The 12,959-nt window shown below is 59.6% G+C and carries 10 protein-coding genes; 7 read left to right on the top strand and 3 right to left on the bottom strand.

The window, feature by feature from the left end:
* Window positions 1–381: 381 nt before the first annotated feature.
* From ACIKT0_RS00050 to ACIKT0_RS00025, 6 genes are all read left to right on the top strand, one after another.
* On the top strand, window positions 382–3,783 hold the full coding sequence (locus tag ACIKT0_RS00050; RefSeq protein ID WP_407103392.1) for a hypothetical protein: 3,402 nt from the start codon (window positions 382–384) through the stop codon (window positions 3,781–3,783).
* Window positions 3,764–4,231, top strand: coding sequence for a response regulator (locus tag ACIKT0_RS00045; protein ID WP_407103391.1), 468 nt, complete (start codon window positions 3,764–3,766; stop codon window positions 4,229–4,231). Before ACIKT0_RS00050 ends, ACIKT0_RS00045 begins: the two co-directional genes overlap by 20 nt.
* Window positions 4,228–5,463 (top strand): 5'-methylthioadenosine/S-adenosylhomocysteine nucleosidase family protein, encoded by a 1,236-nt coding sequence (locus ACIKT0_RS00040; protein WP_407103390.1) that lies wholly within the window; start codon window positions 4,228–4,230, stop codon window positions 5,461–5,463. The genes ACIKT0_RS00045 and ACIKT0_RS00040 overlap by 4 nt, the downstream gene beginning before the upstream one ends.
* Before the next feature lie 327 nt (window positions 5,464–5,790).
* The gene (locus ACIKT0_RS00035) at window positions 5,791–6,261 is read left to right on the top strand and encodes a hypothetical protein (RefSeq protein WP_407103389.1); all 471 of its coding nucleotides are present in this window, start codon (window positions 5,791–5,793) and stop codon (window positions 6,259–6,261) included.
* A 23-nt stretch (window positions 6,262–6,284) separates the two neighbouring features.
* On the top strand, window positions 6,285–7,739 hold the full coding sequence (locus ACIKT0_RS00030) for a hypothetical protein (protein ID WP_407103388.1): 1,455 nt from the start codon (window positions 6,285–6,287) through the stop codon (window positions 7,737–7,739).
* A gap of 124 nt (window positions 7,740–7,863) precedes the next feature.
* Complete coding sequence (locus ACIKT0_RS00025; protein ID WP_407103387.1) at window positions 7,864–8,187, top strand: hypothetical protein; 324 nt, start codon at window positions 7,864–7,866, stop codon at window positions 8,185–8,187.
* A gap of 508 nt (window positions 8,188–8,695) precedes the next feature.
* Here ACIKT0_RS00025 and ACIKT0_RS00020 read toward each other — a convergent pair.
* From ACIKT0_RS00020 to ACIKT0_RS00010, 3 genes are all read right to left on the bottom strand, one after another.
* Window positions 8,696–10,444 (bottom strand): type IV secretion system DNA-binding domain-containing protein, encoded by a 1,749-nt coding sequence (locus tag ACIKT0_RS00020; protein WP_407103386.1) that lies wholly within the window; start codon window positions 10,442–10,444, stop codon window positions 8,696–8,698.
* Between the two features lie 74 nt (window positions 10,445–10,518).
* Window positions 10,519–11,112 carry a hypothetical protein gene (locus ACIKT0_RS00015; protein WP_407103385.1) on the bottom strand — a complete coding sequence of 198 codons (594 nt, stop codon included), beginning with the start codon at window positions 11,110–11,112 and terminating at the stop codon, window positions 10,519–10,521.
* Complete coding sequence (locus ACIKT0_RS00010) at window positions 11,112–11,981, bottom strand: hypothetical protein (RefSeq protein ID WP_407103384.1); 870 nt, start codon at window positions 11,979–11,981, stop codon at window positions 11,112–11,114. Before ACIKT0_RS00010 ends, ACIKT0_RS00015 begins: the two co-directional genes overlap by 1 nt.
* A 167-nt stretch (window positions 11,982–12,148) precedes the next feature.
* Between ACIKT0_RS00010 and mobF the strand changes: the two genes are divergently transcribed.
* Window positions 12,149–12,959: MobF family relaxase (gene mobF, locus ACIKT0_RS00005; protein ID WP_407103383.1), on the top strand; the 811-nt coding region annotated here is incomplete at its 3' end.

Below are 12,959 nucleotides of genomic sequence, written 5' to 3'. Positions count from 1 at the left end.
GCAGGTTCGTTTATCCGGCGGTCGTTCTCGATGCGTGGTCGCGGACCGCCGTCGCCGACGTCCCCAAAAGTCGATATCCTCAATCCGGGCCGAAGCGGTTTCGCCTCGCCCCGTGACAAGCCGCTTTCGATGGGCCTATCGCCCCGTGCTAAGCTAGGTTAGAGGACGGCCGTCGCAGGCGACACTCCCCACATCGATGCCGGAGTCGCGAACGCGTGGCAAAAGGAACTGCCTCCTAATAGATTGGCGCGGCCCCGCATGAAACATACGCCCGACTACAAGAGTTTGATGAGAGGAATGCCCAGCCATCTTCGTCGAAAAGGTTTCGACTTAGACGCGGCAGCTCAGGCGCGCTCTTATAGGCTAGCATTTCGGAAAGCCATGATGATGGCGAGAACCTCGGTAGACCGCGGCTCGTATGACGAATTTTTCCGTGCTTTCAAGGCGTCGACGCTCGTGGAGCGGAACAACCTTAAGCGAATACCGGTTGGCTCCGACTATCTCTATGGGATGATCGAAGCACCTCGACTTTCCCTTGTCGACGAGATTGCGTGGGTAGCGGCGAGGTTGCGATCGAACAGCGGCGAAATAAACGAGTTTCTGCTTTCGTCCTCGCAACTCGACGCTGAGATCTGGGGCGGGAGGCTGGAGGACGCATTAGGCCGCATCGAGCACATCGAGCGCCAATATGGGTTCTCCATGTGGCAGCTCAGCCTCCGCATAGCCCTTGAGCAACAAGTTGGCGGGATTGAGCGTCAAAAGGAGTACGTGTCAGGCCTCAGAAAGACGTTCATCGGGACGATCATCCCTTACGTAGCCTACTACGTCAGTATACGGAACGAGTCCGACGTTACGTGGTCTTGGTTTGTTGATGACACCAAGCGCAAACTCGAGCAAAGCCGCCTTAGTAGGTCCCTGAAGACGTACTTTAAGTGGCAGTTTATCAAGCAATGGCCGAACTCAGAAACAGAGGCTGCGGACATATTGCGGTCCGAGCAGAGTCACTCCGACATCGACCTGTATGAAACGTTCATTTCTCTCGCGCAGCACGTTGTTTCAGTTCAAAGCAAGCCTGATGTCACCCAAGCGATAATAGCCGCTCTCGGCAACTTGTCGGACGTTGCAGACCCGCGACTCACGAAGGTCGAGCACTACTTAGGGGTGCGACCATTCCCGGCGGCCGATGTCCAGCGTAAGGCGCCGGGTACTCTTCTGCGCGGTAAAACGCCGGAAGCGTACAGGCTTGCCATCCGAGCTTTGAGGTCGGACCCCACCAGCATCGACCACGCGCTCGTGGCCGCATTCGCCCGGTCGGTCCGTCTGGATCGCGCCTCGACCGCTCAACTCGCGGGTCTCTCCCCTTTGTGGGCAGACGTAACATTGGACCTAGTTCGGGTCTTCGGACGCAGCTCTGAGTATCACGACGCACTCGACCGCCTTCGGAAAATTTCCTGCAACTTTGCAGCGACCAAACCAGCAAGAGCCCTCACGGGGATAGTCTCCTCCGAGTCCTCCACGGCTATGCTAAGGCCGGTCTCCGACCTACGGATAATCGGCCTGAACACCGAGCGTGTCACTTTCTGCGAAGCCCAAGCTGGAGTGACAGTTCCGGGTGCGGAGGGGTGCCTCGCAAGCTTATTTTTTGCATCCTCACATAACGGCGGGGCGACTCCGGACGAAGTTGATCCGAGCGCGCGTGCTTATGCGAGGGCTATAGCGGCAGCGAGGAGTCAAGAGTGGCTCGGAGCGGCCGATAATGCTGCCGAGGCTAGGTCCAGCCGCCACATGGGCTTGCGGCGACGGGCTATACTGTTTGAAGCGCATGCTCGTGTGCGTCTTGAGCAGGTTGAACCCGTCGTGTCGTTAGTGGAAGCTGAGCTTTCATCCGATGGGACCCTCGCAGATCTCTTTCCGAACGTGCAGCTTGTGGACGGAAAATCCTGGTCGGACCTTCGCGAGGCGTCGAGCCGGCTCGGTCTCTCCATCGTTCTCGACCTTGCTCTTAAGTCATCCGCTAGCGACAAGGTGGCGACACACCGTAGATTTGCATTCGACGCGTTCTTGAAGTCGCAAGGGGTTGAGCGCGCATCAGAACTCGACGTGCACCGATATCCGAGGATTGCCATCACCTATTTCCTGCGAAATATCGCCGTATTCTCAGTCCTTGATATGTCTGACGCGCTGGAGAGCACTAGGGATATTCAGGAGGAAAGACGGCGTGTGCTATCTCTCTTGATTCCGCTAGATCCGGACGAAGCGGTCGACTACCAGGACGAGATACTTGACATCACCGACCAGCTCTCGTTGGCCGAAGGAATGAGAATCGTAGATAGCAGTCGAATTCACGTCGATACCGACGCAATTGAAGCGTGGGCAAATAGGGAGCTATCGGACGGCTATCGCCGCTACAGGACCCTTGTTGATACCGGCATAGGCGTAGCCGACGACTTCGACTTGGTGTTGGCTAAGCTGCGCAAGGGCGAGGAGAATCCGAAAACTCTGTTTGCGATCCCGGTGAATGAGGCCGACGATCTGCTGATATCACTCACACAGCAGCTCCTTGAGAGATTTCTCTATGACCCAGCGCATGGCCTCGACAGCTATCTTAGCCGGAGGATCCGGCACGGCTCAATCGTCGGGTTCCTCCGAGGGCCAGCCGAGGCTGCAAGATTAGTTAGCCTTCGTGACGAAACCGACGCCTCCTACGCCCCGAACCAATTTTGGCTTGAGCAACTTAGTGACCTGAAACAAGAGGAACGCGATCTAATATCCGGCTATCTCATCGATTTTGCTAAAGCGTACGACGATGCGCTCATTAGGCTGAGGGACGAACTGATCCAGATACGCGATAAAGACCATCCGGCCGGCCTCATCGAGATGCGTTTGTACGCCGACGCGTTCCACCTCATCAGGAGTGCGGTTAAAGAAAGCAGCTCGTTCTCTGTCTACGTCGGAAACTGCTTTGCCGCCTTTTGGGGCCTTCTCGACAGGCATCTAGGTGCCTGCCGCGAGGAGATCACAGGGAGGCTCCGTGCTTCTTTAGGGTCAGCGTTTGACGAGCTTAGAGGCCGAGTGAACCAGCTTTATTCTGGGTCGACTACCCAATCGACGACTGGGGTCCCTCCGTATCGTCGAGGACTGACTGAGCTAAACGGCGCGATCACGTCGGCTCAGAATGACCTGCAGGCCGCCCTCGAGGATGTTCAAACCTGGTTCGCTAGGTCCGAGGTCCAGCACGCCAAGAGAATCTACGGGCTTGAGAAAGCTGTGAATATCGCAATTCAGTCCGCACGTGCGCGGCTACGGAGTTATAAGCCCGAGATAGACCTGAGCTGCGAGGACGGCGTGGGGGTCCCGGCAGAAGATCTTTCCGTCATAGCCGAGATTATTTTGGTCACGCTCAGTAACGCGTGCGAGCATTCAGGGGTCGAAGGCGGGGCGAAGGTCCATATTGATGTCCGTACACGCGGCGAAGGATCCCAGCTTGGTTTCAGCATTCGGAACCCGGTCCACGAGTCCAAACGGACCGAGCAGGATCTAAAACTTGTCGACAGCATACGAGTGGAGATAGCCACGAGTGCTGCTACGCCGGCGGTCAGGAAGGACAGGAGGTCTGGCCTTCGGAAGCTGGGGGCCTTGAAAATGAAGTTCCCCGTCGCTGATCTCCGGTTCGGCTTCAATGACTCGCATGATTTCGAGGTTGAGATTGTCGTCCCGTTCAAGAGCTCTCGATCCGCCACCCATATCTCTGAGGAGGCTCTCGATGCGCGTGGTTCTAGCTGAAGACGAGGATTCCAAACGCGATAAAATCAAGGCGTTCTTGCTGTCTTCCGTGCCTGGGCTGGACATTATCGAGACGCGGTCCGTCAGGGGTACGACGAAACTGTTTCGGCTTGGACCTATGCCGGACCTACTGCTTCTGGACATGTCGTTGCCTACGTTTGATATAGCGGCTGGCGAGCCCGGTGGCCGGCCACAGGGCTTTGGTGGCCTAGAAGTCGTCCGTTATCTGGAGCGAGATGGCTTGCGTGTTCCGATCATTGTCGTCACGCAGCATCCCGCCTTCCCGAAAGATGGAAATCTGGTCGACCTGGCGGGCGTTCAGGACATGGTTAAGAAAGAGGCACCTTCAAACTATCGGGGCCTTATTTATTATAACACGCTGACGGGAACATGGCAGCCCGAGCTTCTTGCTCTCGTCGGCTCTCTTGAAAGTGCGGTTTCAAAATGAAGGTTCTGCTGGTTGATGACGGTGGCCGCAAATTCGCCGCGCTGAGGGCGTTCCTGGCAGGTCGGGCCGACATGGCTTCCGTAGAACTCTCAGCCGAGGAGAACGGCCATTCAGCCAGTAAGGCAATGAGGACTAATCGTTACGACCTGTTGATCTTGGACATTCTCCTGCCCTGGCGGGCCGGGAGCGGCCCGAGCATTCAGGGCTCGCTGAACCTGCTTGACAGCATCACTAGCGAAGCGGGGCTATTGGCGCCGCGACAAGTAGTCGGGCTTTCTGCTGACCCACAGGCAGCCGCCGATGCGGCTCCGGTGTTTTCCGCGAACACATGGACGGTCTTGCAGTACGACGAGACCAGCAGCGGGTGGATGGAGGCAATCGCCGCTAGCATCCTGTATCTCGCCGCGCAACAGGCCGGTCCCCCCACGTACCATACCGATGTTCTTGTTTTGACTGCTCTTAGAGAGCCCGAGATGTCCGCCGTCCATCGGCTCCCGTGGGCGTGGCAGTCCGAGCAACCACTCGACGATGCGACCTTTATCCGGCGCGGCAGCTTCCGCAGCGGAGCGGAAACATTCAGTGTCGTGACGGCGGTCGCCGAGCGGATGGGCATGGTGTCTACAGGCGTACTTGCAGCTAAGGCCATCAACCACCTTAGGCCACGTTACTGTGTCATGGTAGGGATCTGCGCTGGATTAGAGGCCGAGACACGACTCGGCGATGCCATTCTCGCAGATCCGGCTTGGGATTACCAAAGTGGGAAGCGTATCAAGGAGACTGATGGGTCTCATGTGTTCAAGCTGGACCCTCATCAACTCCCAATCTCACAGTTCGTAAGAAGCCGCTTCAAGCAACTGGCGTTGGACAAGGATCTACTTGAGACCATCAGGCGGTCACGTGACGATGATCCGGGCCACGACTTGCGACTCCTAGTGGGCCCGATGGCCACCGGCTCAGCCGTCATCGCGGATCCTGAGATAATCGCGAAGATCATAGATCAGCAGCATAGGAAGGTGATCGCGGTAGAGATGGAAGCATACGGGCTTTATGCGGCGGTGAACAACGCTGGGGCTCCTAAGCCTACAGCGTTCGCGCTGAAGAGCGTCTCTGATTTCGCCGACGCGAAGAAGGAAGACAGCGCTCAGCGGTACGCGGCGTTCACGAGCGCGAAACTGATGCAGGCCTTCTTCGAGCGATATATGCCGGAGCTGCGCAACCTTGCTGGTAGCTGAGCCATGCGGGGTGTGGCGGTCGGGCATCATGCCTTGCGGCGGAGAAGCAGTTTGCGCATTCGGTTGGATTGAGCTCTTCGGCGAGGTTGCGGAGATCGGCTCGTAGCGCATTGACTGTCCGGGCGGCTGTCTGGGGTAAGAGGCCCTTGGAAATTCCGCGGAAGCCGCCCGGCTTAAGCGAGAAGTAAGTCGCGCCACCCCACTTCGCACGCCAGGGTGCACAGGTGTGCGTGAAACAAACTGAGTCTTTCTGAAGCGTTCTGTTTCGCTTCAAATTGCTTCGCTCCGTTTCATTCGAGTTCAATCGGTTGGCGGTATCTAGACCGCATGGACCCGAACCGCCTTCGTTCCGGCTTCGCAAGCTTCGTCGCCGGTCTGTCGATCGCTGACGAACCCATCTCGTTCGATCGAGTGGTGGATGACCACGAGTCGTTTCTGACCGAGCTGCGAGCGGCCGGTTTGCGCTGGCGCAGCATATCTAGGTTGCTCGCCGAAAGCGGCGCGCGCCGGCCGGACGGAGGCGTGTTCTCCGCTGACCAGTTGCGGGCGAGCTACTCGCGCTCTTGCCGACGGGAAGCGGTAAACATCGCGGTTGTCGAAACCCGCACTGAAAGCGCCCACAAGCAGCCCGCCGGCAAGCCTCCAGGTTCCTCCGTACGGCCGAACTCGCCCGACGAGGGCCGCAGGCCCAATGCGCCTCTCGCAAAAGGGGTCAACAGCGGGAGCGTCGACCCACCGGATGAAGATTTCTCTGCGGAACAACTCGACGCCGTTCGAAAACGCCTGTCGATGCGATAATCACCCGAACCTCGAGTCTCAAGATGTCACTGGCTCATCTGCAACGGCGTTACCTGGCTGATGAAGCGCCCGATTTCATCGACGACGATATTGACCAGCACAATAGCGGATCTCGTCGAGCGAACATATCACGTGTCGTTTACTACGATCCGGAGCGCGAAGATCCTCTCACGCTGACAATCGCTCGCGAATTGCTGAGTTCCTCACGCTCCCCATATCGCACCATTCGGTTCGAGGCATTGACCGAAACGGACCTGCGGCTTTGGTCTCCTTTTCGTAATCGCGCAGACGAGAAGTCGTACATGATGGCTGGTCACAGCCAAGGCCTCGATACCTTGATGCCCGGTGTCTGGCCGGACAAACCGGCTAAACGAGCCCGAGGCAGGCGCGAATATCATCTCGCGATAGAGCAGAGCGTCGATGCGCTGCAGAAGATGGTTTGCGTCGCAGAGGCTTCTTTCTTGGCCGCCGAGAGACTTGGTCGCGGTAGACCCAGACCGCAATGGTCGAGGATGCAGGCGCAGGAGTTCCTCGCGCCGGTTTGCGGAAGGCAATCTGGAATTCGCGGCTGTGACGATCCCGGAGCGATCATCCCGCTCATCCGGAAAGACGAGCTCTTGGTGGGATGCGAGAGCGTCATGCCTGGCGACATGGTTTACCCAGCGTGGCCAATGACGCCCAATACCGCGCTCATGCGCGGCCGCTCAGGGATAAGCGCGTGGTTCCGACTTTCTCGGCCGGCCCTTGATAAGCGCATGAAGGCGGAACTTGGCGAGCCGGGCAAATACTTCGGTCAAGAATTCGATGCTCATGCCGCCACGATTTGGTTGTGTCAAATCGTGATGGGCATGCGCATTGCGACGGAAGAAATGTGGCGATCGTTGTCGGAGGAAAGATTTCTAGAAGGCGAGCATGTACGCTTTATTTCTCAATCGAACCAGGCGCTTAAGAATAAACTCGGCCTGCCGAAAAATACGCAAATCGCTCAACAGAAATGGGATTTGACACGTCGCATGCTTGTGGCATTTTTTGGGGGCGTACTACCTCCACGCGGCAATGGCCGAAGCGCGGTCTGCGACTCCGCAGAACAACTTGCTCGGTGGCTGGGACTGCTACGCCGATCCGGAGCCGCGATCATCGGCTTGGAGATTTCTCAAGCGTTTCAAACGTTGGTCGATGGCAATCTTGCCGACGATCCATTCTGGATGGATGTGAACGATTTGCTCGCGGCGATGTTGCCTCAACAAGCATGGCAAGACATGAGCGAGGCAATTTATCTCGTGGGAACCAGGAAATGTGAGAGCGTCAACGTCAGATATAAATACATGGAACCGGACGAAGAACCGATCTCCGTACTTAACTCGACGGGTCGGCAATTGGAAATCACAGGACCATTCTTGATGCTACCGCTTTCTGTCGCCGACTACTGGACCGAACAAGCCCGCAGTTTGACTGAGCGTGGTCTCTACGCGGCTTGACTGTCGACGGCAGGAAAGTTTCTGATTTGCAATGCAAGTGGACGCGGTGAGTTTGGCCGAAGCTCAATGCGCCTCGGCTGAAGAACCGCCGTGGACGTCCGGTCGATGACAACCGGAGGCCAACATGCGATCGGAGATGAAAATGACGGGAACCGAGCAGGTCAGCCAGTTTGGTAAATACGACTTGGCCGCGCACAAGGAGGTTCAAATCCTTGGGCTTGAATTCATTGAGGTCGTGGGTGAATTCGGCAAGCTTACAGGCCGTGCGCAGGAAGACGTCGGAACCGCAGCTTTCAAAGCTGCTTTCGGCGTTGAGCCTGTCGGGGCCGGACTGGACAAACTGAGCGATGACGAAACGCGGGCGGTCGCCGAGCGGGCCAAAATCGGCGTGGCAACGATCAAAGCTGTCCTGACCACACTGGCCAGTCATACGCGCGGCAGAAAATGAAAGGCCGCAATCTTATCGCCTGATTTTGCTCACACCGCATTCCTGCCGAGGGACATCTAAGCTGAATCGGCCGGCGGATCATCCGCCGGCTTTTTCTGTTGCAAGTCGGGAAGCGCCCATCGTCATGATGACGCGCCTCTTGTCCCGCGCTCAGGCTCGGCGTTGACGGTTGAAATCGCGAACCTGACGTTGCGCATCAGGATTTGTCGAACTGAGAAAGCGTTCGAAGAAGACGCCGGAGCCGGTTCCGCGCATTGAGATGTTCAACGGAGCTACACTGCGATCTTGGACCGGCGGCATAGCCGTGCGCTATCGAGAGTTAACTCTTGAGCTCAAGGATTCACAAAAAGGGTCCGCCAAGCCGAAGACCATCGAGGTGGCCGACGCGGCGTTGCAGGCCGCGCGGTCTGCCATCGAGCCTCGACCAGGCTGCTGCTGCCTCACATTCTGGATTGTGCTCTGGGCGCTAGTCTAGGTGAGTCCGCCCAGAGCAATCACTGGAATTCCGTCACCCTTTTGGCGAAGCGCGTTGATCGGGACGTCCTGCGCGAACTCGCGCGCGCGTCATCCACTTGGCGAGAACGAAGCCATCACGCTTCTTGCGCCAAATCGTCAGCGGCCAATCAAGCTGGTAGACGTCGCCCAGACCGCTGATGATCGCTCGCGCGATCTTATGGCTCGGATCTGCAGCGTTTTTGCCGATTTGTCTGATGCCCAAATCGCGTTGGAATTCCGTCGGTGACACGACGAAGCGTTCGGCGCGTTCGTATTTGTAGGGGGACTTGACGTTGGGATCAAGGTTACGTTCCCGCCAGATCAGCGTTCTGCGTCCGATCAGTGCGGATGCAAGATCGGCGGAGGCGCCTGCGGCCAGCGCCAGAAAGATGCGGAGTCCGAAGAGATCCTGCACGACCTGGCTTCGGTTGCCGTAGACCGCCTGAAGCTGAGCCAGATTCTGGAGCGCTGCGATCACCACAAGACCTTTTTCACGACCGACCGCCATGGCGTCCTCGATCCGGGGGATCCGCCCGAGCGAATGAAATTCGTCGAGAGCAAGGGTTACGCGTCGTCTTGAGTCAGTCTTCAGGCTCGGATCGCTCACGCCGTTGATGATCCGGGTCAGCAGCGCGGTCGAAACCAGCGTCGACAGTTCCTGGTACTCGGGCGCTGTCTGGATGATGACGGTTCGTTGGCCTCCCCCCGCCAGCCAACGGCGGACGGAGAAGCGGCGGTCGGCCGGCGTATCTTTCCAAGCGAGAGCGAGTGGTCTGACGCCGTTGAGAGCCGCGGACCAAAGCGTTGCCATGACGCCGAAAGTCGTTGTGGAAAGCCCTTCTGGTCCAGCCTCGATCAACGGGCTCGCGCTGAGATCGAGGCGGTCGATGCGCTCTCGGATGATCTGAGGATCAGTGAGTAGCCGGTCCGCCAGTTCAGCGAAGGTCCATCCCGAGTGGCCCGATTCGTTCACGAGATCGCGCAGGATGTCGACGAACACGGCCCTGGCGCTTTGCGACCAAAAGGCGCTCGATCCGGATGTTGGGATCACCGCGGCGGCGAGGTCCATGAACGCCGCCTCATCCTTGAGGTCGGCGGCCGCATCCCATGCCCAACCTTCGGCATGATGAGCCGCGATCAGGACGGCTTCGTCAGGACCGAACGACTGCGTCACGTCACCTTTGACGCAATGAAGAAGGACGCGATCACGGCGAGAGATCGCCTGGCTGGCGAGCGCCCGCATAATGGTGCTCTTGCCGGAGCCTTTGTCGCCTACGATCAGGATGAAGTTCGTTTCAGCTTCGCGAGGCAGGCGGACGCCGGGCACAAGCCACAGACCGGGCTCGCTCTTGCGGCCGTACCGGGTCGCAAGACGCTTGTTGAGTTCACGACTGGCGTATTCGCCGTGATGCAGCCGCGGTTCGCCGTCGTGAGGCATGGTCACCGCACAGTCGGTCATCGGCGTCCGACGCCAAGCGATAATAGCGGCGACCAGGGAGGCTGCTGCTCCGCAGAGGGCTGCCAGGCCCAACCGGCGAGCAAGGCCCGCGTCTACTTGGCTATGACCGAAGGCATAATACCAAAACTCATTTAGTCGGAGACGGCGCGGCGTTCCGTCGACTTCGATAAAAGGCGAGGTCCAGAAGATGAGAAGGACCGACGCGATGGTGGTGATCACGGCCGCCGCCGCTAGCGCCGCGAACACCGCGGGCCATTTCGAGCGCCGCGGCGCGGAGCCAAGCATCGGGGTGAGAAAGGTCATGATTGAATTCCCGGATGAGATCAGGTTGACGGAGGCTCGCGTTGCTTTTGCGCGAGCGCGAGTTGTTGAGCAGGTTAGATTCGAAAGCGGCCGAGCAAGAGTAGGAAGACGATCAGCAGTGAAAGTCCGATCGTGTAACCCCAGCGCCGAGCCTCTTTCTCGAAGGCCGGCGGGTTCTCGCGCCCGTCCCGCCACCATCCCTTGAATGAGGCGGTCGGCGCAGGACCTGGCTTGCGGGTAGCCTTGCCCGCGCTGGCGTTCGCCGAGCGCGAAGGCTCGTTCCGCGTTCCGGTTCTTCTTGATGGCGTCGGTCGCGGGAGTTGCGAAGACGTCGGCTTCTCCTTGCCGGCGACCGGCCTCGACCTAGCCTGATTGGCGCCGACTGCCTTACGGGCAGCGGCCGTGGGTTCCGGGGCTTTCCATTCGAGGTCGTGGTCCGTACGGAAAAAGATCGGTTCCCGGAGTTCGGTGATCAGAAGCTTCAGGCCGTCTTCACCGATACGGCGGAGGCGTTGGGCGGTCAGTTCAGCCGGATCGGTAAGCACGGCTTTTGCCAACCTTCGAGCGAGCTTGAGCCGCTCGGCTTCGCCTTCGCGCAGGATCGCTTCCTCCGCGCGAGCTCGCGCCGCCAAACGATCCGCGTTCCTTCGATCGTCATCCTCCGACATCACACGGACTCCGGAGAGATCACGCTGGGAACGACGCGCGCGAGTTCGATGCGCATTGCGCGCATGTATGCGGTGACGGCCGAGCGCATGATCTTTGCTTCGGACACCTCCTCGCCGAGCAGAGCCGCGGCCTCGATCGGAGGAAGGCTCATCGCCTTGATGAACCGCAACGAGTGGTTCTCGTAGCTGCTCCAAGCGTCCGCGCCGATCAGCTGCATGACGAGATGGCTGCGACCGGGCGCCTCGAGCATCGGCTGAAGCGCGTCGCGCCAGACGGTGGCGGCCTCGGAGCGCGGTTTAAGGTCGGTCAGGCGGCCGTCGCGCTGGTTCTCGACGAAGGCGATCCGGGCGCCCGGCAGCGCCTCGCCGAACAGTCGGATGGTGTCCGCAGCCTGGCGAAGCGCCTCGCTTTCGATGACCGCCGGGACGAGCACGACCGCGCTGATACGCCAGACGGCGAGATCTTCGTCGAGTTCCGCCATCCGCGCCCACATCGCGGTGAGTTCGGTTCGATTGGCTCCCACATCGAGCAAGACGCAGGACTTCGATTGCGCGGCCCCCGCGCACGCATTGTAGAGCGATGCGAACGGGTTAGTGAGCGCGCGCGGAGTGCGCATCACCGCCTCGAGATCGGGGAGGATGGTCGCCACTCGCGAGCCCAGCATCGCTCCGAGCCGCTGCTGATCGTCGACCTGGAACGGACGGAAGGGCTGGCCCGCAAGCGTCCAGAGATCGGCGACGGTCGTCGCAAGCGTCGACTTGCCGACGCCGCCTTTGCCCGATCCGACAATGACGAGTTCGGGGCCGGAGGTTGCGCTCGGCGCGGCGTCGACGACGCTTCGCGTCGGCCGCGAGGGAGGAGTTTTCATGATCTGCTCACTGCTCAAGGCCGAAAGGACGATCCCTCCGGCTGAGCAGATCTGAACCGAGACGCACCCTCGATATTTGCATTGCAAATAAACGAACGCTCTCACCGCGTCGTTTCGTTGCAATGCAAATCTAAGCGGCCGTCTGCGTCCAAACGGATGCCTCCTGTGTGGAGGAAGCCGTGGTTGCGACAGTCGCCGCTGGAACGACTGCTCAGTATTATCTGGCGCAGATCGAGTATTATCTGGGTGGGCGCGAGCCGGCCGGCAGGTGGCTGACCGCAGGGCGCGGCCTCGGCGTCGTGGCGGACGCTCCCGTCGACCGTGAGAGCTTCGAGCGCCTGCATGACGCGCGCGCCCTCGACGGTTCCTCGCTGCTGTCCAATACCGGCGGGCGCATCGAACGCGTCGGCGGTTACGACGTCACATTTTCTGCGCCCAAGTCGGTCTCGCTCATATGGGCCCTTGGAGACCTGCCCCTCCGACAGGTCGTCGAGAAAGCTCAAGAGCAAGCCGTCAAGGCCGCCACTGAGTTGCTCGACCGCAACGCCGCGTTTTGCCGGCGTGGCAAGGGCGGCCGCATCCACGAAACGGTGCGGCTGACGGTCGCCAGTTTTCGGCATGGCGAAGCGAGACCTTGCGAGCACGTAGACGGCGCGATTTTCGCAGACCCGGTTCTGCATCATCATTGCTGCGTTCTCGCGGTCGCACAGCGGGCGGACGGCTCGTTCGGCGCCTTGGACGGACGTGCGCTGTTCGCATGGAAAATGGCGGCCGGCGCCGTCTATCACGCCGAGCTCGCCCGTGGTCTTCAGGGACTGGGGTTCGCGGTCGAGACCGCCGGCTCCAACGGGTTGTTTGAGGTCGCAGGCGTCGACGAAGGACTTCGTGGATACTTCTCAGCCCGTCGTGCCGCCATCGAGAACGACGTCGCGGCGCTCGGCGTCGAGCGGACCGCCGACGCGCCGGCGCTCGCGGCCG

This window comes from Hansschlegelia beijingensis (assembly GCF_045505405.1).
GTDB lineage: Bacteria > Pseudomonadota > Alphaproteobacteria > Rhizobiales > Methylopilaceae > Methylopila > Methylopila beijingensis_A.
This window is presented reverse-complemented; position numbering and strand designations above follow the sequence as displayed.